Annotated in this window: 23 protein-coding genes; 1 reads left to right on the forward strand and 22 read right to left on the reverse strand. The window is 64.1% G+C overall.

Translation table 11 applies throughout. The features are described from left to right. Window positions 1–55: 55 nt before the first annotated feature. The 13 genes from boxC to P1U75_RS00925 all read right to left on the reverse strand — a co-directional run bounded on the left by boxC (window position 56) and on the right by P1U75_RS00925 (window position 15,109). The gene (gene boxC / locus P1U75_RS00865) at window positions 56–1,714 is read right to left on the reverse strand and encodes a 2,3-epoxybenzoyl-CoA dihydrolase (RefSeq protein WP_300238596.1); all 1,659 of its coding nucleotides are present in this window, start codon (window positions 1,712–1,714) and stop codon (window positions 56–58) included. A gap of 169 nt (window positions 1,715–1,883) precedes the next feature. Then, on the reverse strand, window positions 1,884–2,240 hold the full coding sequence (locus tag P1U75_RS00870) for a DUF309 domain-containing protein (protein ID WP_300238599.1): 357 nt from the start codon (window positions 2,238–2,240) through the stop codon (window positions 1,884–1,886). Between the two features lie 104 nt (window positions 2,241–2,344). Continuing rightward, window positions 2,345–3,172, reverse strand: a complete 828-nt coding sequence (locus P1U75_RS00875; protein WP_300238602.1) for an alpha/beta hydrolase — start codon at window positions 3,170–3,172, stop codon at window positions 2,345–2,347. Next, window positions 3,172–4,713 carry a benzoate-CoA ligase family protein gene (locus P1U75_RS00880; protein WP_300238604.1) on the reverse strand — a complete coding sequence of 514 codons (1,542 nt, stop codon included), beginning with the start codon at window positions 4,711–4,713 and terminating at the stop codon, window positions 3,172–3,174. The genes P1U75_RS00875 and P1U75_RS00880 overlap by 1 nt, the downstream gene beginning before the upstream one ends. 222 nt (window positions 4,714–4,935) lie before the next feature. Continuing rightward, the gene (locus P1U75_RS00885; RefSeq protein WP_300238606.1) at window positions 4,936–6,432 is read right to left on the reverse strand and encodes a TRAP transporter large permease; all 1,497 of its coding nucleotides are present in this window, start codon (window positions 6,430–6,432) and stop codon (window positions 4,936–4,938) included. Continuing rightward, window positions 6,429–7,013, reverse strand: a complete 585-nt coding sequence (locus tag P1U75_RS00890; protein WP_300238608.1) for a TRAP transporter small permease subunit — start codon at window positions 7,011–7,013, stop codon at window positions 6,429–6,431. The genes P1U75_RS00885 and P1U75_RS00890 overlap by 4 nt, the downstream gene beginning before the upstream one ends. Before the next feature lie 85 nt (window positions 7,014–7,098). Further along, window positions 7,099–8,157, reverse strand: a complete 1,059-nt coding sequence (locus P1U75_RS00895) for a TRAP transporter substrate-binding protein (protein ID WP_300238610.1) — start codon at window positions 8,155–8,157, stop codon at window positions 7,099–7,101. 363 nt (window positions 8,158–8,520) lie between these two features. After that, a complete protein-coding gene (locus P1U75_RS00900) occupies window positions 8,521–9,681 on the reverse strand; it encodes an ABC transporter substrate-binding protein (protein ID WP_300238612.1) in 1,161 nt (386 codons plus the stop codon). A 40-nt stretch (window positions 9,682–9,721) separates the two neighbouring features. After that, a complete protein-coding gene (locus tag P1U75_RS00905) occupies window positions 9,722–11,602 on the reverse strand; it encodes a long-chain fatty acid--CoA ligase (RefSeq protein WP_300238614.1) in 1,881 nt (626 codons plus the stop codon). 4 nt (window positions 11,603–11,606) lie between these two features. Beyond that, window positions 11,607–12,380 (reverse strand): ABC transporter ATP-binding protein, encoded by a 774-nt coding sequence (locus tag P1U75_RS00910; RefSeq protein ID WP_300238616.1) that lies wholly within the window; start codon window positions 12,378–12,380, stop codon window positions 11,607–11,609. After that, window positions 12,380–13,147, reverse strand: a complete 768-nt coding sequence (locus P1U75_RS00915) for an ABC transporter ATP-binding protein (RefSeq protein WP_300238619.1) — start codon at window positions 13,145–13,147, stop codon at window positions 12,380–12,382. Before P1U75_RS00915 ends, P1U75_RS00910 begins: the two co-directional genes overlap by 1 nt. Next, the gene (locus P1U75_RS00920; RefSeq protein ID WP_300238621.1) at window positions 13,144–14,229 is read right to left on the reverse strand and encodes a branched-chain amino acid ABC transporter permease; all 1,086 of its coding nucleotides are present in this window, start codon (window positions 14,227–14,229) and stop codon (window positions 13,144–13,146) included. The genes P1U75_RS00915 and P1U75_RS00920 overlap by 4 nt, the downstream gene beginning before the upstream one ends. 4 nt (window positions 14,230–14,233) lie before the next feature. Continuing rightward, on the reverse strand, window positions 14,234–15,109 hold the full coding sequence (locus P1U75_RS00925) for a branched-chain amino acid ABC transporter permease (protein WP_300238623.1): 876 nt from the start codon (window positions 15,107–15,109) through the stop codon (window positions 14,234–14,236). 286 nt (window positions 15,110–15,395) lie between these two features. Between P1U75_RS00925 and P1U75_RS00930 the strand changes: the two genes are divergently transcribed. Continuing rightward, window positions 15,396–16,004, forward strand: a complete 609-nt coding sequence (locus tag P1U75_RS00930) for a TetR/AcrR family transcriptional regulator (protein ID WP_300238625.1) — start codon at window positions 15,396–15,398, stop codon at window positions 16,002–16,004. Window positions 16,005–16,073: 69 nt separating this feature from the next. On the opposite strand, the gene P1U75_RS00935 is transcribed toward P1U75_RS00930, so the two are convergent. The 9 genes from P1U75_RS00935 to P1U75_RS00975 form a co-directional block, all read right to left on the reverse strand. Beyond that, window positions 16,074–16,511, reverse strand: a complete 438-nt coding sequence (locus tag P1U75_RS00935; RefSeq protein ID WP_300238627.1) for a hypothetical protein — start codon at window positions 16,509–16,511, stop codon at window positions 16,074–16,076. A gap of 60 nt (window positions 16,512–16,571) precedes the next feature. Continuing rightward, a complete protein-coding gene (locus tag P1U75_RS00940; protein ID WP_300238630.1) occupies window positions 16,572–16,931 on the reverse strand; it encodes a DUF5368 domain-containing protein in 360 nt (119 codons plus the stop codon). A 12-nt stretch (window positions 16,932–16,943) separates the two neighbouring features. Next, the gene (locus tag P1U75_RS00945; RefSeq protein ID WP_300238632.1) at window positions 16,944–18,263 is read right to left on the reverse strand and encodes an FAD/NAD(P)-binding oxidoreductase; all 1,320 of its coding nucleotides are present in this window, start codon (window positions 18,261–18,263) and stop codon (window positions 16,944–16,946) included. A 211-nt stretch (window positions 18,264–18,474) separates the two neighbouring features. Further along, window positions 18,475–18,594 carry a cytochrome bd-I oxidase subunit CydX gene (gene cydX, locus P1U75_RS00950; RefSeq protein WP_300238634.1) on the reverse strand — a complete coding sequence of 40 codons (120 nt, stop codon included), beginning with the start codon at window positions 18,592–18,594 and terminating at the stop codon, window positions 18,475–18,477. A gap of 15 nt (window positions 18,595–18,609) precedes the next feature. Beyond that, entirely contained in the window at window positions 18,610–19,767 is a 1,158-nt protein-coding gene (gene cydB, locus P1U75_RS00955) for a cytochrome d ubiquinol oxidase subunit II (protein WP_300238637.1), read from the reverse strand. Window positions 19,768–19,772: 5 nt separating this feature from the next. Beyond that, window positions 19,773–21,386, reverse strand: a complete 1,614-nt coding sequence (locus P1U75_RS00960; RefSeq protein WP_300238640.1) for a cytochrome ubiquinol oxidase subunit I — start codon at window positions 21,384–21,386, stop codon at window positions 19,773–19,775. 113 nt (window positions 21,387–21,499) lie between these two features. Beyond that, window positions 21,500–23,182, reverse strand: a complete 1,683-nt coding sequence (locus P1U75_RS00965) for an ATP-binding cassette domain-containing protein (RefSeq protein WP_300238642.1) — start codon at window positions 23,180–23,182, stop codon at window positions 21,500–21,502. Beyond that, window positions 23,179–24,828 carry a thiol reductant ABC exporter subunit CydD gene (gene cydD, locus P1U75_RS00970; protein ID WP_300238644.1) on the reverse strand — a complete coding sequence of 550 codons (1,650 nt, stop codon included), beginning with the start codon at window positions 24,826–24,828 and terminating at the stop codon, window positions 23,179–23,181. Before cydD ends, P1U75_RS00965 begins: the two co-directional genes overlap by 4 nt. Window positions 24,829–24,941: 113 nt before the next feature. After that, the gene (locus P1U75_RS00975) at window positions 24,942–25,334 is read right to left on the reverse strand and encodes a carboxymuconolactone decarboxylase family protein (RefSeq protein ID WP_300238647.1); all 393 of its coding nucleotides are present in this window, start codon (window positions 25,332–25,334) and stop codon (window positions 24,942–24,944) included. Window positions 25,335–25,570 lie beyond the last annotated feature (236 nt).

Below are 25,570 nucleotides of genomic sequence, written 5' to 3' on the forward strand. Positions count from 1 at the left end.
AGCCCGCCCTACGCCGGCATTTTCCGTAGGGCGGGCTTCAGCCCGCCAGCTTCCTTTACACACGTTCCATGTTGTAGTCGCCGCGCACCCCGGTGCCATACCGCTGCAGCGCGCCGTCCTTGCCGACCGCGTTGGGCCGCTGGAAGATCCAGTTCTGCCAGGCGGTCAGGCGGCCAAAGATGCGGGTTTCCATCGTCTCCGGTCCGGGAAAGCGCAGGTTGGCCTCCATCCCGGTCATCGCGTCGGGGCTAAAGCTGGCCCGCTCCTCGAAGAAGATACGCACCTCGTCCTCCCAGTCGATGTCGTCAAAGGCATAGGTGATCAGCCCGGCCTTGTCGGCCGCGTCGGCCTCCATCGGCTCACCGATCCGGGCCTTCAGCGCATCGACGGTCTCAGGCGTGCCGAGAAAGCGGGTTTGCAGTCGGGTCAGATCGTTGCTCATCGGATAAAGGCCGAAATTGCCCTCGGTCAGGGTGACGGTGGCCAGCGGGCGGTTGTCGCCCTCGAACTCATCCAGCATCATATAGCCGCGATCGCAGGACCACAACAATTCAGCCAGAACCCCCGCAAAGCAACTTCCATGCTCGACCATCGCCACCATCGAACGCGAGGTCAGATCGACGCGCTTCAGCACCCGTTTCCAGTATTTCAGGATCTCGTTGGCCAGCCAGTGATCGGCGTTTTCCATCAGCAGCTTTTCATGCGCAATCAGCTTTTCCGGGTCGCCCTGGCTGCGGAACACCAGCACCCCCATCTCGCGCTCGTTCAGGCGCAGATGCAGGATCGCGTCGTCCAGCTCGCGCGCCAGCCGCAGCATGTAGCCGTCGCAACCCTGTGCCTGCACTTCGTCCATGTCGGCGGGCGCATCGGCATCCGGGCCAGACAGGGTGATGGTGGCCTTGTGCCCGGCGCGGTCGATGGCGACCTCGACCAGAGAATAGGTCACGCTGTCGCCGTCGATCTTGCGGTCCAGCGGGTTCAGCGCGATGCCGGTCAGGCCGGAGGGCTTTTGTGACTTCGCCGCGAATTCGTGGGCGCGTTCCTGAACCACCGCGTCGAACTTCGAATTCGGCACCACCTCGTCGACCAGCCGCCAATCGACCGCGCGCTGGCCTTTCACGCCCTCTTCGACCGAACAGAACACATCGGCCAGATCACGGCGCACCTTGCGCTTGTCGGTGACCCGGGTCAGCCCGCCGGTGCCCGGCAGCACCGCCAGAAGCGGCACCTCGGGCAGCGCAACCGACGAGGTGCTGTCGTTGGTCAGCATGATGTGGTTGCAGGCCAGCGCCAGCTCGTACCCGCCGCCGGCGCAGGCGCCCTTTACCGCGGCCATGTATTTCTGACCCGAATCCTCTTCGGCGGCCTCGAAGGTATTGCGCGTCTCATTGGTGAACTTGCAGAAGTTCACCTTGTGCGCATGGCTGGCGCCGCCCAGCATGCGGATGTTGGCGCCGGCGCAGAACACCTTGTCCTTGCCCGACTGCATCACCACGACCTTCACCTCGGGGTGCTCAAACCGCATCCGCTGGACCACGTCGGCCAGCTCGATATCGACACCGAGGTCATAGGAGTTGAGCTTGAGCTCATAGCCGTCGAACAGCCCGCCCTTCTCATCCACATCCATGTAGAGATTTGCGATCTCGCCATCGTACTCCACTCGCCAGTGGCGGTATTTCGACGGGTCGGTCTGAAAGTCGATCACTTTGGACATGTCGCGCTCCTGAAAGGTCGTTTCCTGAATGCACTTTATGGCATTCCGTCCGCTGGGTAAACAGGAATATGCATAATAGTGCTTAACTCATTTTGTTATTTTTCAGTGTGTTACGGAATTATATGAATTATAGTGCGCAGTATTTTGATGAGATATGCATTATTTTGCACTATTCCGCGCCCGGATCGCGGATCAGATTCGCCCCCATCCGCAACCGCGTGATCTCATGTTCCAACCACGCGCCGTCCGCGTGCATCGCTTCGGCCCCGTCCGCCCCTGCGGCGTCAAGGTGCCGCTCGGCCAGATCACACAGCCGCAACACCGCGCGCGGCCGGCGCATCCGTTCCTTGAGCGCGGCGTTCGCCAACTGGATCACACCCTGCACCAGGGCCCGCTCACGGGAATTGGGCGGAAGCGCCATCCAGACCGGCTCGAACAGCTCATGCGCCTCCCAGAAATAGCCCAGCCGCAGGTATTGCCCACCGGTGCGCCAGGCGTCGGACGCGGCAAGCGCGGCGGGCGTCATGCCCGGCCGCGCCGTATCGGTCAAACTGGCAAAGGCGCCGTCCGGATGCCGGGGCGTTTCCCCCGGAACATAGGCATGGGATGGCGCGCGGAACCGCACCGGGGTCAGACCGGGACCACGTCGGCCGCCTCGATCCGCTCCAACCGCGCGGCGAATTCGGACACCGCGTCGAGTGTTCTTTCCGTCTGCTCCTGATGCGGGGCATGCTTACAATCGTCGAGGATCGCCACATCGACCGGTGCATAGGACCGCGTCTCGATCTCCTCGATCTGGGCCAGCGTGCCGTATTGATCCTCGCGCCCCTGGATCGCCAGCACCGGGATGCGCAGATAATCGATGACCTCACCCACGTTCCAATCCTTGAACGCCGGGTTCAACCATGTGTCGTTCCAGCCGCGAAAGGCGTTCTCCGGATTCTTGTGATACTGCGCCATCCGGTCCCTGAGATCGGTGGTCTCGAAAGCCTCGCGCGCCTTGGCGATCTCGGCCAGCCCCATCTCCTCGGTAAAGAAATGCGGCGCCATGAAGATCAGCCCGCGCACGCGGAAATCCTCGACGCTGCCGCCGTAGATCGCGGCAATGGTCGCGCCATCGGAATGGCCGAACAGGACGCAGCGGGTGATCCCGGCCTGATCCAGCACATGCGGCAGAACTTCCAGCGCCTCGCGGGTCATGAAGTCCATCGGGCGCGGCAACTCGGCCGGATCGGACTGGCCATAGCCCTGGCGCGAATAGACCAGCACACCCATGCCGGTGCGCGCCGCCACCTTGGCGGGGAAATCGCGCCACAGCGCAGCACATCCCAGCCCCTCGTGCAGCATGACGATGGTCGGGGCCGTGTCCGGCGACGGGCCGAGGCATGTGTATTCCAGCGTCACCCCGTTCACCACCAACGGCGTTGTCGGCGTCTCGGCCCAGTCCAGATGCGCCATCACGCCGATCCCCGCAACTTGAACCGCTGGATCTTGCCGGTGGCGGTCTTGGGCAGATCCTCGACCACCTCGATCCAGCGCGGGTATTTCCACATGCCGATCTTGTCCTTCACCAGATCCTTCAACTCGCCCACAATGCTTGGATCGGCGCCGTCCTTCAGCACGATATAGGCGGCGGGTTTATCCAGCCCCTTCTCGTCGGCGCGCGCCACCACGGCGGCCTCCAGCACGGCCGGGTGTTCGACCAGCGCCTGTTCGACCTCAAAGGGCGAAACCCAGATGCCCGAGACCTTGAACATGTCGTCGGTGCGACCGCAGTAGACATAGCGCCCCTTGCCCGTGCTTTCGTACTTGTCGCCTGTGCGGGTCCAGTGCCCGGCAAAGGTCGATTGCGACTTGTTGCGGCGGTTCCAGTAGCCATCGGCCGAGGACGGCCCGCGCACCAGCAACTCGCCGACCTCGCCCTCCGGCACATCCTCGTCATGTTCATCGACCAACCGCACCTCATACCCCGGCACCGCGACGCCCGAGGTGCCATAGACGATGTCGCCCGGCCGGTTCGACAGAAAGATGTGCAGCATCTCGGTCGAGCCGACACCATCCACGATCTCGGCGCCCCAGAGCTTTTCCCAGCGCTCGCCGATATCGCGCGGCAGCGCCTCGCCGGCCGAGGTGCACAGGCGGATCGAATGCTCGGGCGTGCCGCCGGCGGCCTCCTGCGCGGCGACCACTGCGGCATAGAGCGTGGGCACCCCGCAAAAGATGGTCGGGCGCTCCGTTTTCATGATGTCGAACACCACATCGGGTGTCGGGCGTCCGCCAAAAAGCACCGTGGTCGCGCCCACCGACATCGGAAAGGACATCCCGTTGCCCAGCCCGTAGGCAAAGAACAACTTGGCCACGGAATAGACGGTGTCCTCCTCGCGGATGCCCAGAACCTGCGCGCCAAAGGTGTCGGCAGTGGCCTTCAGGCTGGAATGAACGTGGCGCACCCCCTTGGGCAGCCCGGTCGAGCCCGAGGAATAGAGCCAGAAGGCCAGTTCATCCGCATGCGCCTCGACGGTCGGCATCGGCGCGGCGCCCTCGGTGAAGGCGCTATAGCTTTCGGTGCCCTCGGGGGCATTGCCGATCACCAGCACCGTCCGCAGATACCGGTTGTCTGCGACGGCGGGGGCGACAACATCCCACAGGTCTTCGGAGACGACGAGGATCGAGGCGCGGCTGTCGCTCAGGATCACCTCGTAGATGTCCGAAGACAGCAGCGTGTTCAGCGGCACCGGGATCGCACCGGCCTTGAGCGCGCCCCAGAACACCACCGGGAACTCGATCTGGTCGCGCACGATCATCGCCACGCGCTCTTCGCGCCGCACGCCGTGACGGTCCAGCGCTCCGGCGAACCGCGCGGTTTCCTCGGCCAGACGCCCATAGGTCAGGCTGCGCCGGTCGCCGTCCGCCTCGCGAAAGGCGATCTTGTCGCCCCGGCCCTCGTCGACATGGCGGTCAACGAAATAAAGCGCCGCATTGCCCGATGACTGCTGCATGGGTCCTCCTCCCTGTTCGGTCCCAGTGATCCGGTCCGGCACGGCGGATCTCCTCCCCGCTGCGCCATGACTCGTTGTGCGCATCATGCACCTTACACACGAATATGCAAGATAGTGCCAAAGGTTTCGGCATTATTTTGCACCATACCTATCATCCCCTGCGAAATGAAAAAGGCCCGACCCCATCGGGGCCGGGCCAATCCCTCCGGGCTTGTGCCGCCGCTATCGCAACAGGAACAGCGTGATCGCCGGGAACATCACCAGGATGGCCACCCGCACGAGGTCCGAACCGACAAAGAACATCACCGCCTTGTAGGTATCGACCATCCGCGTCTTGCGGTCCATCGCGTTGATGATGAACAGGTTCATCCCCACCGGCGGGGTGATCAGCCCGACCTCGACCACGATCAGCACCAGGATGCCGAACCAGATCGCCACATGCTCGGTCTCCATCCGGTTGGCCATGCCGCGCGTCATGCGGATGTCCAGCGCCTTCATCTGATCGCGCGTGAGTTCGGCACCGCTGGCGATCGCCGTCTTGATGGACTCCAGCATGTCTGTCGCCATGCCCTCGGGCACGCCGCTGCGGATCACCTCCATCGCCGCATCCGCCTGCAGATCCGCCAGGTTGACCATGCCGAAATCCATCACGCTGATCACCGGGTAGAAGATCGGGATCGTCAGAAGGATCATCGACAGGCTGTCCATCAGGCAGCCGAACAGCAGGTAGAAGACCAGGATCAGCGTCAGCACCAGCCAGGGCGAATACCCCTGGCCCACCACGAAATCGGCCAGTTCCTGCGGCACCTGGGTCAGCGCCAGAAAACCGTTATAGAACCCGGCGCCCAGAACGATGAAAAAGATCATCGCCGTCGACCGCGCGGTGACGAAGAAACTGTCGACCAGCGTCGCGCGCGTCAGCCCGCCGTTAACCAGGGCGATCACACCGGTGCCCGCGGCCCCCACCGCCGCGCCCTCGGTCGGGGTGAACCAGCCCAGGTAGATGCCGCCAACCACCAGCCCGAAGACCAGCAGCACCGGCCAGACCTGGATCAGCGCGGTCAGCCGCTCGCCATAGGGCACGCGCGGGCGGGTGCCTGCCGCCTCCGGGTAGAGGCGGACGTAGATCGAGATCGCGATGACATAGCCCAGCGCCGCCAGCAGGCCGGGAATGAAGGCCGCGAGAAACAGCTTGGCGATGTTCTGCTCGGTCAGGATGGCATAGATCACCAGCACCACCGAAGGCGGGATCAGGATGCCCAGCGTGCCGCCGGCGGCCAGCGTCGCGGTCGAGAACCCGCCGGCATAGCCATATTGCTTCAACTCCGGCAACGCGACACGGCCCATGGTGGCAGCGGTGGCCAGCGACGATCCGCAGATCGCCCCGAACCCGGCACAGGCGCCGATCGCCGCCATGGCAACGCCGCCCTTGCGGTGTCCGAGCCACCCCTCGGCGGCCTTGAACAGCGCGTTCGACATGCCGCCGAGCGTCGCGAAATGCCCCATCAGCAGGAACATCGGCACGATGGTCAGAGAATAGCTGGAAAAGGTTGTATAGGTCTCGCTCTTCATCCGCCCGAAGGCGACCGTGGTCCCGTCGGTGACGATGAACATCCCGACCAGCCCGACTACGAACATCGCCAGCCCGATCGGCACCCGCAGGAAAATCAGGACCATAAGGGCGGGAAAGGAGGCAATCCCGACTTCAAGCGCACTCATTGATCCGTCTCCACACCGTCCCAGACGAGAATGCGGCCGGTCACGAACTCGGTTACCCGAACGCCGGCCATGTAGGTTCCCACGATGGCCGAGATCACCGCGCCGAATAAGCTTGCCGCATAGGCCCACCAGACCGGGAATTGCAGCAGAAAGGAGGTTTCGCCATAGCCTTTCTTCGACAGCATCCCGTCGGCGAGTTTCCAGGCGATCAGGATCAGCACCAGCGCAAAGATCACCTCGGTCACCATGCGCATGAACCGGTTGGTGCCGCGCGACAGCGCATTGGCCACCAGATCGACCGAGGCATGCCCGGCGGTGATCTGGCACAGCGGAATGAAGGCAAATATGGCAAAGGCCACCCCGGCCTCGACCAGTTCGAAGTCGCCGTTGACCGGCCCTACCCCGATGTCGATCAGCCAATGGGCCAGTCCGGGCGCGAGGCCCATCACGAAGTCGCCATGCAGAATGCCGTTCAGGCTCCGTCCCAGGATCGAGACACAGGTGAGAAGAATGAGCGCCGAAAGCACAATCCCACCCAGGATAGCCATGAAGCGGGCCAGACCGGTGAATAAAGCGTGCATGCTTTCCCCTTCGGCAGTTGCCAGTCGTGTGAAAGAACGAGCCGCGGCGACAGGGGCCGCCGCGGCTGCATTTGGTTGCGCCCGATTACTTTTCGTACATCGGGGTGTATTTGGCGATCAGCGCCTGGGCCTGATCCAGCAGCGCCTGACCGTCGATGCCCTTGTCGCTCATGTCCTTGAGCCAGGCGTCGTAGATCGGCTGCGAGGCGTCACGCCAAACGGCGGTCTGCGCTTCGTCCAGGGTGATGATGTTGTTGCCCAGATCCAGCGCGATCTCGCGTGCCGGGCCATCGGAGTCGGCCTGGGTGCCGCCGGCAAAGACCGAGAACTCCATGCCGGAGTTGTCGTCGACCACCTTTTTCAGATCGTCGGGCAGGCTGTCATACTTTTCCTTGTTCATCGCCAGAACGAAGGTCAGCGTATAAAGCGCGCCGCCGGTGAACTCGGTGTGGTTTTCAACCAGTTCCGGCACTTTCAGCGCGGTGGTTACTTCCCACGGGATGGTGGTGCCGTCGATCACGCCCTTGGACAGACCCTCGGGAATTGCCGGAACCGGCATGCCCACCGGGGTTGCGCCCAGTTCGGTCAGCAGCGAGTTGACCGAGCGGGAGCCGCCGCGGATCTTCATGCCCTGCAGGTCCTCGGGGGTCTCGACCGGATCGGCCGAGTGGATCAGGCCGGGGCCGTGAACCCAGGTGCCCAGGATGTGCACGTTCTGGAAATCGGTGTCTTTCCAGTGCTCTTCGAACATTTCCCAATAGGCCCGCGAGACCGCGCGCGCGTTGGTCATCATGAAGGGCAGTTCGAAAACCTCGGTGCCGGGGAACCGGCCGGGGGTATAGCCCACGACGGTCCAGACGATGTCCGCCACGCCGTCGATCGCCTGGTCGAGCAGTTCTGGCGGCTTGCCGCCGAGCTGCATCGAGGGATAACGGTCAACCTTGATGCGGCCGCCGGAGTCCTTCTCGACGTTGTCGGCCCAGACATCCAGGATCAGCTTCGGCACGTTCGCCTGCGCCGGCAGGAACTGGTGCAGCTTCAGCGTCACCTCTTGCGCCATCGCCGAGGTTGCCATCAGTCCGGTTGCCAAGGCGGCAACGGCCGCGCCGCCCACCAGGCCCAGAATACTTCTCCGATTGGTCATGTGATTCCTCCCTTTGACCAGTTTCGAGCAATATAATGCCGATCGTACTCCGCAATGCAATATATTGCCAAAATCCTCACTCTTCGTCACGCCCGCCACGCGAAACCATGTACCCCCCAAGGTCGGCAAGACGGTGCGACCTGTCTATTGTAACGAAAACCCGGTGCAAGTCAGGTTTTTGGTAACGCCTATTCGAAATTGTTTGAGGACACGACTCCGTTTTCAGCCTAACGCCACGGGGTCTCTGCGGCAATTCGCCTGTTCATCGGTCCGAAGGTTCCGGGCGTTCCGGGCGTTTCGGGAAAACGAAAAACCGGCGCGGGGGCCGCGCCGGTTCTGGGTTTCCGCTGGTCTCGGGCGGGATTACTGGCGGCTCAGAACCTTCCACTTGCCGCCTTCGACGACCGAGATCACCACCTCGTCGGCGCCCTGATGATCCTCGGGACCATAGGTGATTTTTGCATCCGCCAGAGCGTCATGGTAATCCAGCGTCTCCATCCCGTTGATGAAGCTCTCCTGGGTCAGCTCCGGCCCCGCCGCCTCGAGCGCGCGGATCACCGTATCGGCGGCGGAATAGCCCAGCATCGAGAACCCGCCGGCATCCTGGTCGAACCTGTCCTTGTAGGCGGCCATGAACTTGGCCACCACGGGATCATCGGCACGCGACTGCAGGTCAACCCAGCCCGCAGCGGCATAGAGCCCCTCGGTCACGCCGCCCGGCACAGCCGCGACAACCGCCAGGAACCCGGCCGAGGTGTTCAGGAACATCACGTCGTTCCAGCCCAGCTTCTTGGCGGTGCCGACCACTGTGATCGCCTGCCGCACGCCCAGCGCCAGCGTGATCACGTCACACTCGGCCGCCTTCAGCTTGGTCAGCGACCCGACGAAATCAAGCTCGTCCGGCTTGTGCGTGGTCTCGCCGGCAAAGGTCAGCCCCAGCGTACCGACGATGTCCTTGGTGCTGTCGCCGATCTCTTTGCCGAAATCGGTGGGCAGATACATCGAGCAAATCTTCTTGGCCCCCTTCTCGGCGGCAAGATACTTGACCCCCTCCTGCACCTGGTCCCAATAGCTGGAAAAGCCGACGAACTTGTTGTGCATCGGCTCCTTCAGCATGTCGCGCGCCGCCGTCAGCGGGCCGATATTCGGGATGCCCTTGGGATCGAGCAGCTTGAAGCCCGCCAGATTCATCGGCGTGCCCAGTGACAACAGCATGGCAAAGACCTTGTCGCGATTCAGAAGCTTGTTGTAGCCCTGCATCGCGCGCGGGATCTGGTACCCGTTGTCCTCGACCACGAAGCGGATCGTGCGGCCATGCACGCCGCCGGCCGCGTTCACCTCGTCAAAGCGCAGGTTGGCGCCGTTCACCGCCGGAACGCCCACCGCGGCAAAGATGCCGCTGAGGTCGTTGACCGAACCGATCACGATCTCGCCGTCGCTCACGCCCTGGGTGTCCGCGCGGGCGGCGCCGGAAATCCCGGTGGCCAATACCGCGGCGGCCAGGGCCGTTGTCAGTTTCTTCATGGTTATCCTCCCTATGAAAAACGTACGTTTGGGGTCTTGTTCAGTACATTTCGTCGATCAGCGCCTTGTGCTTTTTCTCCACGAAGCTGCGCTTGAGCTTCATGGTTGCGGTCAGTTCCTCGTCCTCCGCCGTCAGGAGCACGTTGATCAGGCGGAAGTCCTTGATCTGCTCGACCCGCGCGAACTCCCTGTTCACCGTCTCGACCTCCTGACGGATCAGCGCGACCACCTCCGGCGCGGCGCAGAGGGATGCAAAATCACTGAACGGTATTTTCTGGTCCTGCGCAAACTTCTCGACGTTTTCCTGGTCGATCATGATCAGGCAGGTCAGGTACTTGCGCCGATCCCCGATCACCACCGCGTCCGAAACATAGTGACTGAACTTCAGCCGGCTTTCGATCTCGGCCGGGGTGATATTTTTGCCGCCAGCGGTGATGATGATGTCCTTGAGACGGCCGGTGATGGTCAGGAACCCGTCCTCGTCCAGCCGCCCCACGTCGCCAGTGCGCAGCCAGCCGTCCTCGGTAAAGGTCTCGGCGGTCTTTTCGTTGTTGCGCCAGTAGCCCTGGAAATTGTTGAGGCCAAAGGTCTGGATCTCGCCGTCCCCGGCGATGCGAACCTGAAACCCCGGCACCGGCTTGCCCACGGTGCCCAGCTTGTTGTCCTCGGGCAGGTTGACGGTGGCCAGTCCGGCGTTCTCGGTCATGCCGTAGCCTTCGATCAGCTTGACGCCGATCGACCAGTACCACTTGATCAGCTCGGGCGAGATCGGCGCCGCCCCGGTGGTGCCGCGCCGCATCTTGTCCATGCCGAGCATCCGGCGCAGGTTGCGCAGGACCAGGAAATCCCAGATCGCATAATACGCCGAGACCGCCAGCGGCGGGCGCTTGCCCGCCAACAGGAAGCCGGCCCGCCGCGCCCCGGCCTTTTGCGCCATGTGAAACGCCAGACGTCCCGCCGGCGTGGCCTCCTGCGCCAACACGAGCACCCGCGAATAGATCTTTTCCCAGACCCGCGGAACGGCGGTGAAGTGATCCGGCGAAACCTCCTGCAGGTTGTCGAACACGGTCTCGGTGCTTTCGGCGAAATTCACCGTGGCCCGCGCCGCGAGCGGGAAATAGACCGACACGTCGCGTTCAAGGATATGGCAGAGCGGCAGAAAACAAAGCTGTTGATCGGTGGGCAAGGTCGGCAGCGCATGGGCGCCCGACACCATCGCGCCGACGATATTCTCCTGGCTCAGCATGGCACCCTTGGGCGCCCCGGTGGTGCCCGAGGTATAGATCAGAAGCCCGGTATCCTCTGGCCGGACCCTTTCGATCTCGGCCTCGAAGAACCCGAGGTTCTCGGCCTCGAAGGCACGGCCTGTCTCGTAAAGCTCGTCGAGAAACACGCATTTGTCGTGGCGCAGGTCGTGCAGCCCCTCTTTTTCCAGGATGATAACCTTGAGCACCTGCGGCGCTTGGTCCTCGATCTCGAGGAACTTGTCGAGCTGCTCGTCATCCTCGACAAACAGGAACCGGCTATCGGAATCGCGCAGGATGTACTCCAGCTGGCTGGCCGAGTCGGTGGTATAGACCCCCGAGGCAATGCCGCCGACACACTGGATACCCATGTCGGCATAGAGCCATTCCTTGCGATCCTCGGACAGGATCGAGACCACCTCGCCCCGTTCCAGCCCCAACGCGCGCAGGCCCAGCCCCAGCCATTTGGCATGGGTCCAGTAGTCGCGCCACGAACAGGATTGCCAGATGCCCAGATCCTTTTCCCGGTGCGCGATCCGGTCGCCCATCTCGGCGCAGCGCCGGGCAAAGAGCTTGACCACCGTGTCGCAGCCATCCACCAGCGCGGGCCGCGTGCCCGGCACCGCGTTGACCATCACGCCGTTGACCTCGATCTGGTCGGTCGATTGGACATTCATCGCCTTACCTCCAGGTCTTCTTGCGCTTCCAGCGACGCTCGCCGCGCTGGCCCTGTTCCTGATGGCCCAGGTAGAACGACTTGATATCCTCGCTCTCCATCAGGCGGTCGGCGGTGCCGTCCATCACGATCCGGCCGATCTCCATCACATAGCCCACATCCGCCAGGTCCAGCGCCACCCTTGCGTTCTGCTCGACCAGCATCATGGTCACTTGCTCGTCGGCGTTCAGCCGCCGCAGGATGCCGAAAATCTCCTGTACCAGCAGCGGCGACAGCCCGAGGCTGGGCTCGTCCAGTAGCATGATCTTGGGCCGCAGCATCAGGCCGCGGCCGATCGCCAGCATCTGTTGCTGGCCACCCGAGAGCGTTCCGGCCTCCTGCTGGCGGCGCTCGGCCAGGATCGGGAAATACTCGAACACCATCTGGCGGTCGCGCTCGATCTCGGCGCGGTCGTTGCGGGTGTAGGCGCCCAGGCTCAGGTTCTCGTCCACCGTCAGCAGCGGAAACACCTCGCGCCCCTCGGGCACATGGACAATGCCGCGGTTGACGATCTGGTGCGGCTCCATCCCCTGGATTTCCTCGCCGTCGAAGACGATCTTGCCCTTTTCCGGTTCCATGATCCCCGAGATGGTCTTGAGCAGGGTCGACTTGCCCGCGCCGTTGGCGCCCAGCACGGTCACCACCTGCCCCTGTTCCACCTTCAGGCTGACGCCCCGGATCGCCATGATCGGGCCGTAAAAGCTCTCCAGGTTCTTGATTTCCAGTACGCTCTGCCCCATCACGCCGCCCCCGTTCCGAGGTAGGCCGCGATCACCGCCGGGTCCGATTGCACCTCGGCCGGGGTGCCCTCGGCCAGCTTGGCGCCATCGGCCAGCGCCAGCACCCGGTCGGAGACGCCCGAGACCAGCCCCATGTCATGTTCCACCATCAACACGGTGATCCCCATCTGCTTGCGGATGTCGTCGATCCACCAGCGCATGTCCTGGGTTTCCTCGACCGAGAGGCCCGAGGCCGGCTCGTCCAGCAGCAACAGGCGCGGGTCGGAGGACAGCGCGCGGCCCAGTTCCACCACCTTGCGCACGCCATAGGGAAGGCCCGCGATCATCTTGTTGCGATAGGGTTGCAGATCGAGGAAATCGATCACCCGTTCGACCGCTTCGCGGTGCTTTTTTTCCTCGCGCCGGACGCGGGGGGTGAACAGCATCTCTTCGATCATGTTGGTGCGGCGGTGCCGGTGGCGGCCGACCAGCAGGTTCTGCAACACCGTGGCATGATCGAACAGTTCGATGTTCTGGAAGGTGCGGGCGATGCCCAGATCGGCGACCGCATCGGCGCGCCGGTCCAGCAGGTTCTGCCCGTCGAAGGTGATCTGGCCCGAAAACGGCTCGTAAAACCGCGAGATCAGGTTGAACACGGTGGACTTGCCCGCCCCGTTGGGGCCGACGATGGCATAAACCTCGCCCTCCTCGACCGAAAGGCTCAGGTCGTTGACGGCGACCACGCCGCCGAATTTCAGCGTGGCGTTGGTGATTTCCAGCAGGCTCATCTCAGACGCTCCGTCTTGAGGTAGCTTTTCTGGCGCTTGAACATGTCCTTGCGGGCGAAGGGAAACAGTTCGAACCAGGTCCGGATCTTGAGCCAGCGGCCGTAGATGCCCATCGGCTCGAACAGGATGAAGAGGATCAGGATGGCGCCGAACACGCCGGTTTCCAGCCCCGGGATCGCCACGTTGCCGCCGCCGATCATGTCGGTGGTCATCGACAGCGCCTGCGGCAGAAAGGCGATGACGACGGCGCCGAAGAACGCCCCGTGGATCGAGCCCAGCCCGCCGATCACGATCATCATCAGCAGGCTGATGGAGATCACGATGGAGAAGGTTTCGTTGTTGAAGGCGCCGGCATAGAACCCCATCAGCGCCCCGGCCAGCCCGGTGATCGCGCAGGACAGGCCGAAGGCCGCCGCCTTGGTAAAGGCGATGTGCACCCCCATGGCGGTGGCTGAAACCTCGGAATCGCGCACGGCGGCAAAGGCCCTGCCCAGCGGCGCACGCAGCAGGTTGCGATAGAACAGCGTGCACAGGATGGTGACGGCGAGGACCAGCCAGTAGAAGCGGTCCGGGGTCGTCCAACGTTCGATTTCGATCCCGAAGATGGTGATCATCGGGGCGAACTTGCCACTGACCCCATCGGTCCAGGGTTCCAGCAGGACGATGATGTCGTCGGCCAGCACCGACAGCGCGATGGTGGCAATCGCCAGATAAATGCCGTGCAGCCGCACCGCCGGGATCGAGAACAGCGTGCCGAAGATCCCGGTGATCACGCCGGCCAGCGGAAAGGCCAGCAGGAACGGCAGCCCGTTCTCCATCCCGATGATGCAGGAATAGCAGCCGATGGCGAGAAAGGCCGCGTGCCCCAGGCTGGCCTGCCCGGTCTGCCCGGTCAGCAGCATCAACCCCAGCCCCGCAATGGCCCAGATCAGCACGTTGGTAACCTCTCCGAGAAAGAAATCGTCGAGCAGCCAGGGCAGGATCACGGCGACAGCCACCAGCGCGGCATAGACGAAGAAACTCCACCAGTCGGGAAACAGCCGGATGTCGTGTTCGTAGGACGTCTTGAAATGGATACGCATGGCGTCAGACCTTTTTCGTGCGGACCTGGCTGAACAGGCCGTGCGGGCGGAACACCAGAACGAACAGCAACAGCGCATAGGGTGCGACCTGCGAATAGCCGGCGGCGAGGTAGCGCGAGGCAAAGGGTTCGATCACCCCCACGATCAACCCGCCGGCCAGCGCGCCGGGCAGGCTGCCGAAGCCGCCGATCACCGCCGCCGCAAAGGCCTTGATCCCCAGCAGCCCGGCGTTGGGGTCGATCGCGCCCTTCGACGCGAACAGGATGCCCGCAACCGCGGCCACCGCGCCCGACAGGCCCCAGATCAGCCCGTGCACCCGCTTCACCGGGATGCCCATGTAATAGGCCGCCATCTGGTTCTGCGACGCCGCCTGCATCGCCAGTCCCAGCTTGGTGCGCTGGAAGAATTGATAGAGGAACAGCGTCAGAAGGAAGGTGACGACAATCACGGCAAGGTCCGCCATCCCGAGCACCACGCCGGCAACCTGGAAATCGCCATGCGCCAGCGGGCTTTCCAGCGACTGCGGCTCATGCCCCCAGATCGCCCCTGCGACAAAGCGCAGGACGAAGCCCATGGCGATGGTCAGGATCACCACCGCGGTCTGGCTCTGGCCGAAAAGGTGGCGCAGGATCACCAGGTCGAGCAGGTAACCGATCAGCGCCATCAACCCGATCGCCAGCGGCGCCGCGATCCAGAACGGCAGGTCCATGTATTCGGCGTTGGTCAGGCCCAGCGTCACGAAAGCGCCCAGCATCATCAGGTCGCCCTGGGCGAAGTTCACCGCCTCGGTCGCCTTGTAGATCAACACGAAGCCCAGCGCGATCAGACCGTAAACACAGCCATTTGCCAGCCCGCTGACCAGCAGTTGCAATACGTCCAAATTGTCCTCCCCTGCCGGTTTGGCATGACGGGGTGCGCCGGTCTCTCCTCTCCCGGTGCGCCCCGCGGACCCGTGCCCTCACACGAATCCAGCTCTTCGGCTTATCAACATACCACTCGGTATGTCCCTGTTTTGTCAATCGTCTATGCGCAGGAATGTTTCTTTACATCTGCATCAGAAGCAAGAAATATCCACCCTTATGACCAGATGACGGAACTTTGGTTCCATTTACCACCGGCGCAGCACACCCAGCTGGGGCCATCGCCATCACAGCCTTCGGAACCCGATGCCAGATACTCTTACCGAGCCGCAAAGCGAGATCCTCGATGCCGCCGCCACCTGTTTCATGAAACTCGGGGTCAGCGTCGCGTCTGTCGATGACATCGCGCGCAGCCTCGGCGCGACCAAGGGGCGGATTTACCACCATTTCGCCTCGAAGGGGGCGCTGCTGGGCGCGGTTCGTCTGCAGGCGCCGGAGTTTACCCGGCAGGCCATCGCCCCGGTGATCGACGACAGCCTGCCGCCGGGGCGGAATTTTCACAACATGGCGCTGGCCCATGTCGCGGCGGTGTTTGCGACGCTGCCCTACCACAAGGTTGTCATGCAGCATTACACCGGGTTGGAACCGAAATCCCCCACCGAGGCCGACCGCGCCATGGAGGCCCGGATCATGGCGGCCAACGCCGGGTACGAGAACCTGTTTCGCGCGGTGATCCACAAGGGCATGGAGTTGGGAGAGTTCCGGCGCCAGAACCTCTCGGTGGCGCTGCACAGCGTATTGATCCTGTTGAACGCGCCCGTGTTCTGGTATTCGCCGCGCCCGTCGGAGCCGGAGGGATTCACCGCGCAGGTGGCGCGCCAACTGGCCGACATGGGACTGGCCGCGCTGATCTGATCCGGGAATGGAAAGACCCGCCGCGACCGGGGCCGCGACGGGTTGTCTTGCAATCGGGATTTGGCCGGATCAGTAGCTCATCACGCGGGCGTTCTCGGCGATGATCGCCCCGGCCATCTCTCCGGGTTTGGCCACGCCCACGCCGTCCAGCAGCACCGAAGCATCGGCACCCTTGCCCGGCAGGTAGATCGCGCAGACCTCGACCTTGGCGCCGGGCTGTTTCATGATCGCCTGCATCAGGCCCTGCGGGCTCATGTTCTTGGGCGGCTGGCCGGCGGTGGCGCTTTCGGGCGCGTCCCTGAGCGCCAGTTCGCCCGCCGGGCCGCAAAGCATGATATGCGGGGTGACGCCCTGCTGTGCCGCCTGCATGGTCAGCACCATTGCCATCAACTGGGTCTGCGCCTCGGGCGCGGTCAGGATGGTCACCAGCGTCTCGGGCGCCTCGGCCTGGGCCTGGGTGGTCAGGGTTGCGGTGGCCAGGGCGGCGGCGGTCAGAATACGTTTCATGTCTTTCTCCTTAAGGTGAGGGATCGAAAAGGGCCCGCACGACAGCCGCGCGGGGATTGTTCAGAACTTAAGCCTGCTCTTGCGCAGGATCAGCGATTCCAGCGTGTAGACCAGGATCGCCAGCCCGACGGCGCCGGCCGCGGCGACCATCAGCATCACGATCACATCGACCGGACCGCCGATGTCGCCAAAGCCCGAATGGGTCATCCGCTGGACGAAAAGCACGGCGCCGATCGCGCCGAAGGGCATCGAAAGCTGCGCCCAGAGGAATTTCTTCCAGCTCACCGCGCGGTCGCGGATCAGCACATAGACATAGGCCATCGTGATCACCACGGCGGCGGCGACCATGGCCCAGAACAGGCCCCGGCCGAAGATTTCCTCGAACACGGCGATCAGGGTTCCCAATGTCAGGTCTTTCATTTCGTGCTCTCCTTACGCCTTGCCACGCAGCATCGCGTTGTAGGTGGCCTTCAGCGCCACCTCCTTCATCAGCCAGCTGATCCACAGCTCCTCCAGCGGGGCGATCATGCCCGGGAACGAGGGTGTGAGGTCGTCGTTGTAATTGAACTCGACCAGCATGGCGCGACCGACCCGGGTGATCATCGGGCAGGATGTATAGCCGTTGTAGGCGGCATCGGTGGTATCGCCGGCGATCTGGGCGACCAGATGCTCCTCGACGACCGGCACCTGCCATTTGACCGATGCCGCCGTCTTGCCCTTTGGCACACCGGCCACGTCGCCCACCGCGAAAACCTCGGGGTAACGGAGATGGCGCAGGCTGTGCTTGTCGACCTCGACCCAGCCCTGATCGACCCATTTGTCGTCCCAACTCAGCCCGCTGTCGCGCACCACCTGCGGCGCCCGCTGCGGCGGGATCACGTGGATATAGTCGTATTCCAGCTCCGTCCGCCCGTCGGGCGTGTCGAAGGTGGCGCGTTTCCTGCCCGGGTCGATGGCCCGCAAGACGTGCGAATAGGCTGCGTTGATGCCGCGATCCTTGAACAGCATGCGAACCTTTTCCGACACGATCGGCACCCCGAAAAGCGAGTCGTTGTTGGCGGCATAAATGATCTCGGCCTTGCCGCGATTGCCCGCCTTACGGGTGATATCGTCGATCAGGAAGGTGTGCTTGAGCGGCGCGCCGGCGCATTTCATCTCGGTCGCGGGCCGGGTGAACAGGCCGACGCCGCCCTCTTCGGTGAACCTTGACGCGGCCTGCCACGTCTTGGCGGCGTAATCCGGCCCGGCGTAGAGCGCGCCGATCCCCTCGGTGCCGACCAGATCCAGGCTGAACCCCTCGATGGCATCATGGTCCAGCGTCAGCCCGGTGGCGACGACCAGATAGTCATAGGACAGTTTCTCACCCCCCTGGAGCGAAACGGTCTTTGCCTCCGGGTCGATCTGCGCGGCGTAGTCCTGTTTCAACTCGACGCCCGAGGGCAACCAGTCGGCGGTCTGGCTGACCGAGTAACCGGCGGTCTTGAGCCCGGCGGCGATCAGGCTGAACCCCGGCTGATAAAGGTGCTGCTTGCGCCCGTCGACCAGAGTGATGCGCGCCCCGTCCAGACGGTGCACCAGCCGGTTGGCCAGGGCGGTGCCGGCGGCGCCGGAGCCAAGGATGACGATATGCGCTCGGGTGGCGACCTGTGCGCGTGCCGGCTGGCCGGCCCCGGCCGCGGCAAGGGCGGCCGCCCCGGCCGTCAGGCCCAGGAATTCGCGGCGGGACGGAGAAAACTGTTCTTGGTCGGTCATGGGTTCCGTTTCCTGCGGTTCATATCGCCGTTTTTGCATACGGCAGAGTGCCGGATTTTGACTCAGATCAATAAGCTGTATTTTGGATGTCTTTTTTATGCGGGGCGCTTTTCCAAGCCCGCGCCGTCGTTCCCGCACTACAAACGGAAACGGGCGCCCCGAAAGGCGCCCGTCCCGGTCTGACCCCTCCCAGAGACGTAAGAGGGAGAGGTTAGTCTTTGCTGTCTTCCTGCGTCAGACGCGCATCTTCGCGCATCTCGAGCCACATGGCGTTCAGAACAGCGACCAGCGCGGCCAGCGGAAGGCCGAGTACCCAGGCGAAATACCACATCGTCGTTTTCCTTCCTTAATAGCTATGGCCGCTGGTGACATCGTCCTCGGTCACCTTGCCCCAGAGCACTTTGTACACCCAGGCCGTATAGACCAGGATCAGCGGCACGAAGATCACCGCCGCCACCAGCATCACGAACAACGTCTGATGCGAGGACGAGCTGTCCCAGACGGTAAGCGAACTGTTGGGATCGACGATCGAGGGCAGGATGAACGGGAACATGGTCAAGCCGACGCTTGAGATAATCCCTGTGATCGCCAGCTTCGACCACAGCAGCGTCGAGACCTCGCGCCCCGCGCGAAGCCCCAGAACCGCCATGGCAATTCCGACAAAGCCCATGATCGGCGCGATCACGATCCAGGGCCGGGCGCTATAGGCCGCCATCCACGACCCGCCGCGCTCGACATCGGAATACAGCGGGTTGGACGGACCGTTCGCCGCCACCTCGCTGACGATCTGAAAACCGTCCACCCCGAGAGCGAGCCAGACACCGGCCAGCGCATAGGCGAGCGCCGCCACGATCCCGGCGTAGGTGCCGATGGTGCGGGCGCGCATCTGCACCGGCCCTTCGGTCTTCAGCGTCAGCCAGGCCGCGCCGTGCATCAACAGCATCGACAGGGACACCACCCCCGACACGATCGCAAAGGGCCGCAGCAGACCGACGAACTTCGTGAAGAAGTTGCCGTCATACATCGGCATCAGATCCTCGGTCAGGTAAAAGGGCACGCCCAGCAGCACGTTGCCAACCGCCACCCCGAACAGCAGCGCCGGTGCAGCGCCGCCCACGAACAGCGCCCAGTCCCAGCCATTCCGCCAGGTCTGGCTGTCGCGCTTGGAGCGGTAGGTGAACCCCACCGGTCGCAGGATGAGTGCGGCGAGAACCGCGAACATCGCCAGGTAAAAGCCCGAGAAGCTGACCGCGTAAAGCGGTGGCCAGGCAGCAAAGATGGCGCCGCCGCCCAGGATGAACCACACCTGGTTGCCTTCCCACACCGGGCCGACTGTGTTGAGCACCATCCGGCGTTCCACGTCGGTCTTGCCGACAAAGGGCAGCAGGGCGCCAACCCCCATGTCAAACCCGTCGGTCACGGCAAATCCGATCAGCAGGACGCCCAAAAGCACCCACCACATGACACGAAGAATATCGAAGTCGATCAGTTCAAACAGGATCATTGGCTTTACTCCGCAGGCTCGGCCGCGAACGGGCCGTTGCCATCATGGGTGCGCAGCCGGTGTTCGTGCCGCGCCATCCAGGTTTCGGTTTCTTCCACATCCTCGGTCGGGCCCTTGCGGATGTATTTCACCATCAGGCCCATCTCGATGATGAAGAGGACGGTATAGAAGGTGACGAAGCCGGCCAGCGTGATCAGCAGATCGGCCACGCTCAGATGGCTCACGGACAAAGCGGTGGGCAGCACCCCGTCGACCGTCCAGGGCTGGCGGCCGAACTCGGCCACGAACCAGCCCAGTTCGGCGGCGATCCAGGGCGTCGGGATGATGATAACGCCGAGCCAAAGCGCCACTCGGGGGAACCGCATGCCGCGGAAGCTGGCCATGAACGCGAAATAGGCCATCACCGCGATGAAGCTGAAGCCAAGAGCGACCATCAGCCGGAACGCCCAGAACAGGGACGCGACACCGGGGATGGTATCCTCTGCCGCCATGGCGATCTGCTCTTCGGTTGCCTCGCGAGGGTCGTCAACATAGCGCTTGAGCAGGAAGGCAAAGCCCAGATCGTCGGAATTCTGCTCGAAGATGAACCGGGCCTCGGCAGGCGCATCGCCGCGTTGCTCGCGGATGGTCATCAGCGCGTCATAGGCGATGATGCCGCGCCGGATCTTTGCCTCGGCCTCGTCGACCAGGTCATTGATACCGGGAAGCTCCCTGGTCAGCGAGCGGGTGCCGATCAGCCCCATCACCCAGGGGATTTCCAGCGCATAGTGGGTCTCGCGCGCTTCCTTGTCGGGAAAGCCGATCAGGTTGAACGACGCGGGCGCCTCGTGAGTTTCCCACATGCCCTCGATCGCGGCCAGTTTCATCTTTTGGGTGTGGCTGGCGGAATAGCCGGATTCATCCCCGAGCACCACGACCGACAGCGCCGCAGCCAGGCCAAAGCTGGAGGCGACCGCGATCGACCGGCGGGCGAGTTGGATGTGCCGCCCCTTCAGAAGATACCAGGCCGAAACGCCCAGAACGAAGACCGACGCGGTGACGTAACCGGCGGAAACGGTATGGACGAATTTCGCCTGCGCCACCTCGTTGAACATCACGTCGAAAAAGCTGGTCATCTCCATCCGCATGCTGTCGGGATTGAACTGGGCGCCGACCGGGTTCTGCATCCAACCATTGGCGATCAGGATCCACAGCGCCGAGAAGTTCGAGCCGATCGCAACCAGCCAGGTCACCACCATGTGCGCGGTCTTGCTCAGCTTGTCCCAACCGAAAAAGAACAGCCCGACAAAGGTCGCCTCGAGGAAAAAGGCCATCAGCCCCTCGATCGCAAGCGGCGCGCCGAAGATATCGCCGACGTAGTGGCTGTAGTAGGACCAATTCATGCCGAACTGGAATTCCATGGTAATGCCGGTGGCAACGCCAAGCACAAAGTTGATGCCGAACAGCGTGCCCCAGAATTTCGTCATCTGGCGCCAGATCGGCCGGTTGGTCATCACATAGACCGTCTCCATGATCGCGACCAGGATCGACAAACCCAGCGTCAGCGGCACGAAGAGGAAGTGATACATCGCTGTCATCGCGAATTGGAGGCGCGACAGCTCGACGACATCAAGTTCCATGATTGTCATCTCCTCGGTTTGAGTTTGCAGATTTGCACGACACAAACCTGCTTCGAAAATACATCATTGTTTTTGGGGTACACCCGCGGTCGCCAGAGTCGATTTGATCTGGGTCAAAGGACTCCGGTTTTCGGAATGTATTTTTCCAGATCCACGCGCCGGTCGGCCCCTTCCATCTCGGCGGTGCGGTGGGTTGCCGCGATGATGGTCGCCTGCGGGAGATAGCGCCGCAACCCCGCCACGACGCGGCGTGCGGTCGGGTCGTCGAGCCCCTCGGTCGGTTCGTCCAGCAGCAGGATATCGGGCCGACGCAACAGGGCACGCGCCAGCGCCAGCCGCCGCGATTCCCCTCCCGACAGGCCCGCGCCCCCCTCGCCCAGCCGGGCCTGCAAGCCGCCGCGCCCGTGGATCACCCCGTCCAGCGCCACCGCGCGCAGAACCTCCCAGGCGGCGTCCTCGCTCAGCTCGGGCCGGGCGATCTGCAGGTTGTCCAGAACGGTTCCGCCGAGCAGCGCGCTGCGCTGCGGTAGCAGGGTCAGATGCCGACGCAACGCTGGTTCCGGCCAATCACCCAGCGACGCGCCGAGAACCCGCACCTCTCCGGCCTGAATCGGCCCGATGCCCGCCAGAGCATCCAGAAGCGTGCTTTTGCCCGACCCGCTGGCACCGCTCAATGCCAGCATCTCGCCCGGTGCGGCCGAGAAACTCAACCCACGCAGCAGCAGCCCCGCGCGCCCGGGACGCGCGAGGTCCAGATCACGCACCTCCAGCCCGGCGGCGCGGTCGGTCGCGGGGGCGGCGCCGCCTGCGGGCAACGGCCGCGCGCCCTGCGGTGCCGGCGCCATCACCCGGCCTGCCGCATCGCGCATCCGTCCGATCTCGGCGAGGCCACGACGCAGGGGCATCACCGTTTCGGCCAGTGCCAGCGCCACGAAGACCCCGATGGCGGCCTGCGCCGCGTCGATCCGCCCGGAGGCGATCAGCCCGCCGGAGAGGCCAAGCACCAGCGCCGTGACCAGACCCACCATCGCGGTCAGCGCCAGGCCCGCCGCGGTGTCGATCCGGTCGAGCCGGTCCTGTGCCGCCCGCGCGCGGGCTTCTTCCGCGTCGATCCGGGCACGCCAGGACGGGATCAACCCCTGCAGAATCGCCTCACGCTGGCCGCGAAACAGGCCGATGGCGCGCTGGCGCAAGGTCTGCATCGCCGCCTCGGCCTCGGTCGAGGGGGCAAAGGTGCGCAGGGCGACACGCAGCAGGATCACCATACCTCCGATCAGGTATCCCAGCCCAATCGCCGCCGCGACCACCGGATCAGAAAGCCATGACAGCATGGCAAAGGCCACCGCATGGGTGATCAGCGCCGCCGCGACCGGCAGCGCCAGCCGCAGCGCCACCCCGTCGAGGGCATCGACGTCGGCCGTGATCCGGGTCAGCGCCGTGCCGCCGCGCAACCGCCGCAGCGCGTCGATCGGCCAGTGTTCCAGCCGGTGCATCAGGGTGATCCGCAGCGCCGCGAGGGCGCGCAGAGTGGCGTCATGGGTCAGCAGCCGCTCGCCATAGCGGGCGCCGGCCCGGCCCAACGCCAGAAACCGCACCCCGGCCGAGGGGCGGAACACGTCAAAGGCAATGCCAATCCCGGCAATGCCAGCCAAACCGGTCGCGGTGATGAACCACCCCGACAGGCCAAGCAGCGCCGCGCCCATGATCAGAACGACAACGGTCAGCGCCGCGCCGCGCCACATTGCCCAGGCATCCGCCGTCCAGAGCAGCCGGAAGATCCGCCAAAGCGCCCTCATGCCACACCCCCTAGGTCGATCACCCGGCCCATCGCGGCGCAAAGCGTGGAGTCGTGGGTGGCGACGATCACCGTCCGCCCCTCGCTGGCCAGATCGACCAGCGCCGCGATGATCTCGCCAGCGGTTTCATGGTCAAGATCGGCGGTCGGTTCGTCGGCCAGGATCACATCGGCGCCGGTCAGGAAGGTACGCGCCAGCAGTAGCCGCCGCGCCTCGCCACCGGACACGCCGGCGCCGGTCTCTCCCAGCCTGGTGTCGAGCCCCTCGGGCAGCGCCGCGACGATGGATGCCGCGCGAGCCTTGTCCAGCGCCGCCTGCATGTCGGCGCCCTGTCCGTGCGGATCGAGAAATTCTCTCAGGGTCAAATCCGGGACATGTACCGATTGCGGCACCAAGGCGATCCGTGCGCGCCAGCCGTCGGCATTCGCATCATCAAGAGCCTGACCCGCCACAGTGATCCGCCCCGCATCGGGGCGAAGCAGCCCGGCGGCAAGCTCCAGCAGGGTCGATTTTCCGGTGCCGCTCGGTCCGCGAAGCGCCACGCGCTCGCCCGCGCCGATGGAAAGATCCGGCATCGCGTGGCGCAACCCGCCGCGCGTCACCGTGACCCCCGCCATCACCAGGGTTGGCGGACCCGCCAGCCGCTCGACCCGCGCACCAGTGCCCAGGACCTGCGCCGCCTCGCGCGTCATCCGCGCCTCCAGTTCCTCGGCCACGGCCTCGGCGGCGGCCTTGTCATGCCAGGCCGCGGCCAGATCGCGCAGCGGCTGAAAGAACTCTGGCGCCAGCAACAGGATGAACACCCCCTCTCCAAGCGTCATCGGGGAAGCCCAGGCGCCGAATGTGATCTCGCCCAACAGCGAGAACCCGACGTAAACGGCCACCATCGCCACCCCGATGGCCGAGAACAGCTCCAGCACGGTCGAGGACAGGAAGGCGACCCGCAGCACCGCCATGGTGCGCTGCCGCACCCCTTCGGCCAGCGCGGCGAAATCGGCGCGCGATTTTTCGGCTGCATCCAGAATGCGGATATCCGGTAGCGCCGCGATCCGGTCGATCAGCAGCGCGTTCATGTCGCCGATCTCGACCATCTGGCGCGCGCTGGCCTCTTTCGCGGCCATGCCCACCAGCGCCATGAACACCGGGATCAACGGCCCCGCCAGGAACAGGATGACCGCCGCCGCCCAGGATTGCGAGGCGGTCAGCACAAGCAGGATCAGCGGCAGCGCCATCACCCGCGCCATGGCGGGGCGATAGCGGGACACGTAGGGTGACAGCAGCGCCAGCTTTTCCGACAGCAGCGCGGCAAGATCCGCCGAGGAAATGGCCCGGTCGGTGCGCAGGCTCTCGCGGTCGAGCAGAATCTTGCGTTGCTCGGCGACCACAAGGTCGGCCGCCGCGAAGGCCCGCCGCCCGGCGATCCGGTCGGCAATGGCCCGCATCAGGCCGAGCAGGGCAAAACCGGCCGCCGCACCCCATCCCGACGCCCCGAAGCTGCCCGAGGCCCAGCCCTGGATGACCCAGGCGACCAGCACCGCCTGAACCGGCCAGAGCGCCCCTGACAGCGTGGTCCAGACCGAAGCCTGCCTTAGCAAAAGGCCGGGCCGACCGGCAATGAGCCGGGAGATGGAGGATTTCGATGCCACGGGGAATGCTCGTCGCTTCTGGGGGGCGGTTATATCATTTATTTAAGATGTGTAATAAGTCGGGACCACCCCGGAAGGGTGCGACACGCTGTATCGGGCAATGGCACCGGGAATCAGGCGCCTTGCCGCTCCTCCAGCACCTTTTTCGCCGCCCGGAAACACTCCAGCGCCTGCGGCACACCGCAGTAGATGGCGACGACGTGGATGATGGCGCGGATCTCCTCTTTCGACACCCCGTTGTTCAGCGCGCCGCGGCAGTGGATTTCCCATTCGTGCATCTTGCCCAGCGCCCCGATCATCGCGAGGTTCATCATGCTGCGGGTCTTGGGGTCGATCACATCGTCGCCCCAGCCGAATCCCCAGCACCAGGCGGTCATCGCCTCCTGGAACGGGCGGGTGAAATCGTCGGCGGCGGCGAGGTTTTTCTCGACATACTCCGCGCCCAGGGTCGCCTTGCGCTGTGCCAGACCCTTGGCAAACAGGTCTTCGTCCCAGGTATCGCTCATCTCGCCAGTCCCTTTCGTTCCGTGTTCCGGCTCACCATCTCCAACAGCCTGCCGCCACGCAAGGCTGTGGCGGGATAAATCGGGCGCGGCAGATGGTTTTACCGGCAGGGCATCGGGGGCGCTTGCGGACCGCCCTTGGCCTTTCTGTCACCGGGCCGATAGGATAAGCCTATCCGTGAAGAGTGGACGCAGGCCCTTTATCGGGTTTGTTAAACAAGGCCAATTGGAGCCGAAAA

This window comes from Antarcticimicrobium sp. (assembly GCF_029212575.1).
Classification (GTDB): domain Bacteria; phylum Pseudomonadota; class Alphaproteobacteria; order Rhodobacterales; family Rhodobacteraceae; genus Antarcticimicrobium.

Bases quoted from the DNA above. Each gene is read 5' to 3' on its own strand.
- P1U75_RS00915 (WP_300238619.1), bottom strand. From the start codon at position 13,147: ATGAGCCTGCTGGAAATCACCAACGCCACGCTGAAATTCGGCGGCGTG.
- P1U75_RS00930 (WP_300238625.1), top strand. From the start codon at position 15,396: ATGCCAGATACTCTTACCGAGCCGCAAAGCGAGATCCTCGATGCCGCC.
- cydX (WP_300238634.1), bottom strand. From the start codon at position 18,594: ATGTGGTATTTCGCCTGGGTACTCGGCCTTCCGCTGGCCGCGCTGGTC.
- P1U75_RS00885 (WP_300238606.1), bottom strand. From the start codon at position 6,432: ATGAGTGCGCTTGAAGTCGGGATTGCCTCCTTTCCCGCCCTTATGGTC.
- P1U75_RS00920 (WP_300238621.1), bottom strand. From the start codon at position 14,229: ATGCGTATCCATTTCAAGACGTCCTACGAACACGACATCCGGCTGTTT.
- P1U75_RS00940 (WP_300238630.1), bottom strand. From the start codon at position 16,931: ATGAAAGACCTGACATTGGGAACCCTGATCGCCGTGTTCGAGGAAATC.
- P1U75_RS00875 (WP_300238602.1), bottom strand. From the start codon at position 3,172: ATGGCGCATCTGGACTGGGCCGAGACGCCGACAACGCCGTTGGTGGTG.
- boxC (WP_300238596.1), bottom strand. From the start codon at position 1,714: ATGTCCAAAGTGATCGACTTTCAGACCGACCCGTCGAAATACCGCCAC.
- P1U75_RS00880 (WP_300238604.1), bottom strand. From the start codon at position 4,713: ATGCAGCAGTCATCGGGCAATGCGGCGCTTTATTTCGTTGACCGCCAT.
- P1U75_RS00960 (WP_300238640.1), bottom strand. From the start codon at position 21,386: ATGGAACTTGATGTCGTCGAGCTGTCGCGCCTCCAATTCGCGATGACA.
- P1U75_RS00900 (WP_300238612.1), bottom strand. From the start codon at position 9,681: ATGAAGAAACTGACAACGGCCCTGGCCGCCGCGGTATTGGCCACCGGG.
- P1U75_RS00890 (WP_300238608.1), bottom strand. From the start codon at position 7,013: ATGCACGCTTTATTCACCGGTCTGGCCCGCTTCATGGCTATCCTGGGT.
- P1U75_RS00975 (WP_300238647.1), bottom strand. From the start codon at position 25,334: ATGAGCGATACCTGGGACGAAGACCTGTTTGCCAAGGGTCTGGCACAG.
- cydB (WP_300238637.1), bottom strand. From the start codon at position 19,767: ATGATCCTGTTTGAACTGATCGACTTCGATATTCTTCGTGTCATGTGG.
- P1U75_RS00935 (WP_300238627.1), bottom strand. From the start codon at position 16,511: ATGAAACGTATTCTGACCGCCGCCGCCCTGGCCACCGCAACCCTGACC.
- P1U75_RS00965 (WP_300238642.1), bottom strand. From the start codon at position 23,182: ATGAGGGCGCTTTGGCGGATCTTCCGGCTGCTCTGGACGGCGGATGCC.
- P1U75_RS00945 (WP_300238632.1), bottom strand. From the start codon at position 18,263: ATGACCGACCAAGAACAGTTTTCTCCGTCCCGCCGCGAATTCCTGGGC.
- P1U75_RS00905 (WP_300238614.1), bottom strand. From the start codon at position 11,602: ATGAATGTCCAATCGACCGACCAGATCGAGGTCAACGGCGTGATGGTC.
- P1U75_RS00910 (WP_300238616.1), bottom strand. From the start codon at position 12,380: ATGGGGCAGAGCGTACTGGAAATCAAGAACCTGGAGAGCTTTTACGGC.
- P1U75_RS00895 (WP_300238610.1), bottom strand. From the start codon at position 8,157: ATGACCAATCGGAGAAGTATTCTGGGCCTGGTGGGCGGCGCGGCCGTT.
- P1U75_RS00870 (WP_300238599.1), bottom strand. From the start codon at position 2,240: ATGACGCCCGCCGCGCTTGCCGCGTCCGACGCCTGGCGCACCGGTGGG.